At 68.7% G+C, this 4,854-nt stretch carries 4 protein-coding genes; 3 read left to right on the forward strand and 1 reads right to left on the reverse strand.

Annotated features, from left to right (window positions below; all coding sequences use genetic code 11):
- Positions 1-387: LppU/SCO3897 family protein (locus tag AC31A1_RS46855; RefSeq protein ID WP_489659168.1), on the forward strand; the 387-nt coding region annotated here is incomplete at its 5' end.
- 102 nt (positions 388-489) lie between these two features.
- Here AC31A1_RS46855 and AC31A1_RS46860 read toward each other — a convergent pair.
- Entirely contained in the window at positions 490-1,932 is a 1,443-nt protein-coding gene (locus tag AC31A1_RS46860) for a CCA tRNA nucleotidyltransferase (protein ID WP_489659169.1), read from the reverse strand.
- A 258-nt stretch (positions 1,933-2,190) separates the two neighbouring features.
- Between AC31A1_RS46860 and AC31A1_RS46865 the strand changes: the two genes are divergently transcribed.
- The gene (locus AC31A1_RS46865) at positions 2,191-4,593 is read left to right on the forward strand and encodes a DUF6049 family protein (RefSeq protein ID WP_489659170.1); all 2,403 of its coding nucleotides are present in this window, start codon (positions 2,191-2,193) and stop codon (positions 4,591-4,593) included.
- Between the two features lie 46 nt (positions 4,594-4,639).
- Positions 4,640-4,854: hypothetical protein (locus AC31A1_RS46870; RefSeq protein ID WP_489659171.1), on the forward strand; the 215-nt coding region annotated here is incomplete at its 3' end.

Consider the following 4,854-nt stretch of genomic DNA (forward strand, 5'->3'; position numbering starts at 1 on the left):
CCCCAGGGCGGGGCCCCGTACACCCCGGTCCCCCCGCAGCCGAAGCGCAAGTTCAGCCCCAAGATGATCCGGCTCGGCGTCATCGTCCTGATCGCCGCCGGCGCGGCCATCTACGGTGCCATATCGAGCCAGGACGACGCCGACACCGCAAAGGTCGGCGACTGCATGCACCGCGGCAGCACCAGCGACACCAACCCGGACCTTGAGGTCGTGAAGTGCAGCGACTCGAAGGCCCAGTACACGGTGCTCGCCAAGATCAGCGGCAAGTACTCCGCGTCGGAGGCCGACGCCAAGTGCACAGCGGCCGCGAAGGACTTCCAGTACTCGTACACCGAGAGCGGTGACGGCAGTAACTTCCTCCTCTGCCTGAAGGGCTACTCGAAGTAGAGCGGATACGCGAGGGGCGGTGTCTCATGTTTCACGTGAAACACCGCCCCTGATGCTGTCCGGGGTCATGTTTCACGTGAAACATGACCCCGTTCCACGCCCTCAGCTCTCCGAGGCCCACCACTCCTTGAGCGCGGCCACCGCCGCCTCATGCTCCATCGGCCCGTTCTCCAGCCGCAGTTCCAGCAGGAACTTGTACGCACGGCCGATGGCCGGTCCTGGTGTGATGCCCAGGATCTCCATGATCTGGTTGCCGTCGAGGTCGGGGCGGATCGAGTCCAGCTCCTCCTGCTCCTGCAGCTGGACGATGCGCTCCTCCAGACCGTCGTACGCCCGAGACAGCGCGGCGGCCCTGCGCTTGTTCCGCGTGGTGCAGTCCGAGCGGGTCAGCTTGTGGAGCCGGCCGAGGAGCGGACCGGCGTCACGGACATAGCGGCGAACGGCCGAGTCGGTCCACTCGCCGGTACCGTAGCCGTGGAAGCGCAGGTGGAGTTCGACGAGACGGGAGACATCCTTCACCAGGTCGTTGGAGTACTTGAGCGCCAGCATGCGCTTCTTGGTCATCTTCGCGCCGACCACCTCGTGGTGGTGGAACGAGACCCGGCCGTCGTTCTCGAAGCGGCGGGTGCGCGGCTTGCCGATGTCGTGCAGCAGGGCGGCCAGGCGGAGGGTGAGGTCAGGACCGTTCTCCTCCAGTTCGATCGCCTGCTCCAGAACGATCAGCGTGTGTTCGTAGACATCCTTGTGCCGGTGGTGCTCGTCGCTCTCCAGGCGGAGGGCGGGAAGCTCGGGCAGCACGTGGTCGGCCAGTCCGGTGTCGACGAGCAGGGCCAGCCCCTTGCGGGGGTGGGCGGAGAGGATCAGCTTGTTCAGCTCGTCCCGCACCCGCTCGGCCGAGACGATCTCGATCCGCCCGGACATCTCCGTCATCGCCGCGACGACCTCGGGAGCGACCTCGAAGTCGAGCTGAGCGGCGAATCGCGCCGCCCGCATCATCCGCAGGGGATCGTCCGAGAAGGACGCCTCGGGAGTGCCCGGGGTCCGCAGCACCCGCGCCGCCAGGTCGTCGAGGCCTCCGTGCGGATCGATGAACTCCTTCTCCGGGAGCGCGACAGCCATCGCGTTCACCGTGAAGTCACGCCGGACGAGGTCCTCCTCGATGGAGTCGCCGTACGACACCTCGGGCTTGCGCGAGGTGCGGTCGTACGCCTCCGACCGGTAGGTGGTCACCTCGATCTGGTAGCCGTCCTTCTGCACCCCGACCGTGCCGAAGGCGATCCCGACCTCCCACACGGCGTCCGCCCACGGCCGGACGATCTTCAGTACGTCCTCGGGACGCGCGTCCGTCGTGAAGTCCAGGTCGTTGCCGAGCCGATCGAGCAGCGCGTCCCGGACCGACCCACCGACCAGGGCGAGAGAGAACCCGGCCTCCTGGAAACGGCGGGCGAGGTCGTCGGCGACGGGAGCCACGCGCAGCAGCTCGCTCACCGCGCGGTGCTGCACCTGGCTCAGGGCACTGGGGTTGTCTTCGTTGGCGTTCGGCACAACAGAAAAGGGTACGTGGCCCTGGCCACCGCGAGCGCCTCCATTAAATGTGCATGGACACGTCCCCCTATACCCGCGCAAGCGCTGCCCTTGCGACGTACACGAGTGCTCCCCTTGATACGGGCACATACGGGACGGTCCGCCGTTGTTCTCCGATCTTGTGGACCAGTCCGCGGCACTTCCCCTCAGCGCGCATCGTTACCATGCGTGGACGCACATTGCGACGACCACTGACGATGACGAGGGACGGGCGAGCGCGTGGCCGAGGCGGCAGACTTCCAGGGGACGAGTCCCTCACCTGCCCGCCGGTGGCTGCGGCGCACCGGCGCACTGCTCGCCGGGGCGCCTCTGCTGGCCGGCCTCCTCCAGCTGTCCGCTGTCGCACCCGCCGGTGCGGCCGAGCAGACGTCCGCGAAGGCCGCCTCCGGCTCGCAGACGGTGTCCATCTCCCTGGACACGCTCAGCCCCAGCATCCCCACGGACGGGGACACACTGACCGTCTCCGGGACGGTGACCAACAACGGCAAGCAGGCGGTCACCGACGCCCATGTGGGCCTGCGCCTGGGCCAGGCGCTGAGCACCCGTTCGGCGATCGACAGCGTCGCCAAGCGCACCGACTTCATCCAGGGCGTCGACGGCTCGGAGGTCGGCGACAAGTACACCGAGCAGTTCTCCAAACTCACTCCGGGCGTCGCCGAGCCCTTCACTCTCTCCGTGCCGGTCGACAAGCTGGACCTCGGTGACGACGGCGTCTACCCGCTCGGTGTCTCGCTGTCCGGCCAGACCTCGGCGCAGCCGTGGGAGCAGGTGCTGGGCATCCAGCGGACGTTCCTGCCGTGGCAGCCCGACGAGGCGGACACGAAGACGAAGACGACGTATCTGTGGCCGCTCGTCTCCGGCGTCCACATGACGGCGCAGACGGGTTCCAACGAGCAGCAGACGCCGGTCTTCCGCAACGACGACCTCGCCAAGGAGATCGCCCCGGGCGGTCGCCTCGACCAGATGCTGTCGCTGGGCAAGGATCTCGACGTCACCTGGGTGATCGACCCGGACCTGCTGGCCTCCGTCGACGCGATGACCCGCAGCTACAAGATCCAGGGGGACGGCGACACCACGACGACGGGCACCCACCAGGCGGTCGCCAAGGCGTGGCTCGCCGAGTTGCAGTCCGCGGTGGCTGACAAGGAGGTCGTAGCCCTCCCCTTCGCCGACCCGGACCTGGCGTCCCTCGCCCACAACGGCACCAGCGTCACCGGTTCCCTGAGTCACCTCAAGGACGCCACTGACGTCGCCGCGAGCACCGTGGAGACGGTGCTGCACGTGACGCCGACCACGGACTTCGCGTGGCCGGTGAACGGCGCCGTGGACCCGTCGATCATCAAGGTCGCCACCTCGGCCGGCGCCGACAAGGTGATCGCCCGCAGCGACAGCCTCCAGGAGACCGGCGGCCTGTCGTACACGCCCTCGGCGGCCCGCCCCATCGGCGGCGGTACGACGGCGGTGGTCGCGGACGCACGGCTCTCGACGGCGTTCGAGGGCGATCTGACGAAGGCCGGTGCCGCCACGCTCGCCGAGCAGCGGTTCCTCGCCCAGAGCCTGGCTCTCGACCTGCAGACGGACAAGCAGCGCAGCATCGTCGTCGCCCCGCAGCGCATGCCGACCGGCAGCCAGGCCCAGACGATGGCCGAGGCGCTGACGACCCTCCAGGGCAGCACCTGGTCCGAGTCGCAGGATCTCGCCGCGGCGGCCAAGGCCAAGCCCGACCCCAGTGCCACCACGAAGATCCCGTCGTCGTCCTCGTACCCCTCCTCGCTGCGCAAGCAAGAGCTGCCGAAGGCCGCCTTCGAGCAGATCGCGGCCACCCAGGACAGGCTCGACAACTTCCGGGTGATCCTCACCGACGAGTCCCGTGTCGTGACCCCGTTCGGGCGGGCCATGAACCGTGAGATGTCCACGTCGTGGCGGGGACAGGCGGGCGAGGCGGCGAACTTCCGCCAGAGCGTGCTGGATTATCTCGACGACCTCACCAACCAGGTGAAGCTGATCGACAAGTCCGAGACCAAGCTCTCGGGGCGCAGCGCCACGATCCCCGTGACCGTGCAGAACAACCTGGTGCAGGGCGTCGATCACCTGATCCTGCGCCTCACCTCGACGAGCCCCACGCGCCTGAAGATCGGCGGCAAGGCCTACACGGAGCAGCGGGTCACGGTCAACGGCGGGCACAGCCAGTCCGTGAAGTTCACCACCTCGGCCAACGCCAACGGCAAGGTGACCGTGATCGCCCAGCTGTACACGGAGGACGGCCAGGAGTACGGGCAGGCCGTCAGCTTCGACGTGAAGGTCACCGAGGTCACGGCCACCGTCATGCTGGTCATCGGCGGCGGTGTCCTGCTCCTCGTCCTCGCCGGCTTCCGGATGTACACCCACCGCAAGCGCGCCGTCGCCCGCCAGACGGAGGAAGAGGGTCCCGACGGACCCGACGACGGGGCGGCCGAGGAACCTGACGGCCCGGAGAACCCCGAGGGGCCCCAGGAGCGTCTCAAGGAGGAATCCGGCACTCCGTCCCGGGCAGACGACCCGGAGCACCCGAGTGACCCGACACCGGACACCGCACCGGAAAGCGCCGACCCGTCCGGCACGGGTGAGAGAGTGGACCGTTGAGCGATGTCGTGGCCGGTGGGCCCGGGGACGATGAGGTGGGGTAACCATGAACGCGCCGTACGACGGTGACCGCGGTCAGGGCGCGGGCGGCTCGGGCTACCCCGAGGGCCCGCCGCCCGAACACGGCCAGGTGCCGCCGCAGCCCCCCGCGGACATGTACCTCCAGGACGCCTACGACCAGGATCCCTACCGGGCACAGGACCTCTCCGCCCAGGACCCGGTCGCCGAGGCGCTCTACGACCGTGCCGCCCACCCCCCGCC

It is taken from the genome of Streptomyces sp. P5F9, assembly GCF_057961495.1.